The organism is Aequorivita sinensis (genome assembly GCF_006346335.1).
Taxonomy (GTDB): Bacteria; Bacteroidota; Bacteroidia; order Flavobacteriales; family Flavobacteriaceae; genus Aequorivita; species Aequorivita sinensis.
The window spans coordinates 1-1,895 of sequence record NZ_VDMC01000042.1 but is presented as its reverse complement, the minus strand read 5'-3'; the positions used below and the strand labels follow the sequence as shown (position 1 = coordinate 1,895).

1 protein-coding gene is annotated in these 1,895 nt (G+C 47.9%); it reads left to right on the top strand.

The annotated features are described in order from the left end of the window. The first annotated feature begins 206 nt into the window (after positions 1–206). Positions 207–1,733, top strand: coding sequence for an IS1182 family transposase (locus FHP04_RS14255; protein ID WP_218937264.1), 1,527 nt, complete (start codon positions 207–209; stop codon positions 1,731–1,733). Positions 1,734–1,895: the final 162 nt, after the last annotated feature.

Sequence of the window (1,895 nt, the reverse complement as noted above, 5' to 3'; positions counted from 1 at the left end):
TAAGCAATTGGGGTTTAGGTGTTTAAATAAAAAGAAAGTAAATAAAATAAAGGTCAGTGCTAAACTGAAAAGTTAGGGCAAAAAAACCCCAACTGCTCATAGCCAGACCGTCAGACTGCGCAATAACCTCCCTTTCTTAATAACTTTGTTGATTACCTTTTGGCCCATTGCCCAAATCACATTAAAATATTGGCTATCTTGATGTTATGGATTTTATAACAGGTTTCAACAGGGATCAATTGGTAATGATGGACTTTGAGTCATGCGTAGGGCTGGATTCATGGGCGCGTACCGTTGATATGTTCGTGGATATCCTTCCAATGGAGGAACTGGGCTTCAGGGACGTGCTCAATTCCGAGGGAAGGCCTCCTTACCATTCCTCAGATATGCTCAAGCTGTATCTCTATGGGTACAAGAACAGACTTCGCTCCTCACGCCAGATGGAACACGCCTGCAAGGTCAACCTTGAGGTGATCTGGCTCTTGAAGGGACTGCGCCCCTCGGCAAGGAAAATCGCTTACTTCAGAAAGGACAACGCCACGGCATTCAAACTGGCCTTTAGGCATTTCGTGGGGCTGCTCAAGGAATGGGAACTGATAGAAGGTACTACCATCGCCATAGACTCCTTCAAGATCCGGGCGCAGAACGCCCAAAAGAACAACTTCAACCAAAAGAAGATAGACCGCCATATCGCCTACATCGATGACAAGATCAAGGAGTACCAGGACCAGCTCGATCAGGAGGATGGGGATGTCGGCGAACAGGAAATCGAGACGAAGATTGCGTACCAAGAATCGAAAAAAGAGAGATTCCGCAACATAGAAAAAAAGCTGCAGGAAAGTGGCGAGAGCCAGATCAGCCTTACCGATCCCGACGCAAGGTCCGTGATCCTGCACAGAAATATCATCAACGTGGGCTACAACGTACAGGCAGGCTGCGATGCCAGGCACAAGCTCTTCGTGAACAACGACACCGGAAGCGTGAACGATACCCATGCGCTCTCCCCCATGGCACTGGACGCCAAAGAACTCCTGGGCGTGGAAAGCCTGGACGTCCTTACCGACAAGGGATACACCACCGCCAAGCATCTGGACATCTGCACCAAGAACGGCATCACGCCCTACTCCTCCCCGAAGGACCACTCATCGCACCACAACGGACGCTATCCAATGGTCGATTTCAAGTATGATGCAATAAAGGATACCTACACCTGTCCGGCAGATCAGGTGCTGGCAACCAATGGAAGCATCTACAACAAGGCGGGCCACAAGGTCAAGCATTACAAGAACAGGGAGGCCTGCAAGGTATGCCCCGTGAGGCATCTGTGCACGACAAACAGGAACGGGCGCTTTATAGAACGCTCCATCTATCAGGAGGCGCTGGACGGGAACCAAAAAAGAGTGGAAGCAAAACCGGAATATTACAGGCTCAGGCAACAGATAACCGAGCACCAGTTTGGGACACTGAAAAGGCAATGGGGATTTACCCACACATTGATGAAGGGAAAAGATAATGTGCTCTCCGAGGTAAACCTGATGATGATCTGTTATAACCTGACCCGGCTGATGTCAATTCTTGGACCGGAGGTATTGAAAAACAGGCTGAAAAGGCTTGTGCCCGAATTTTCGGCCCTATTTGAAGTGATTTTGGCCCATATGGGCAGCTTTCTTTTGCCGAGAAATACCTATCCAAATTTTAAGCCCGCAAGAAATACTCCCTTAACAGCTCCCTAAATAGCAATTGAATCATTAATTTTAGTCCGAATTGAGTTGATGCACAGACTCCCGTTGTGTGCAATAACCCTTGCTTGCTAGGTTATTTAAAAAATCAGTAAAGCGCGCGAATTTGGAAGGAAAATAATCAGTATTTTATGGTAGGACTGGTTGCAAACCAGG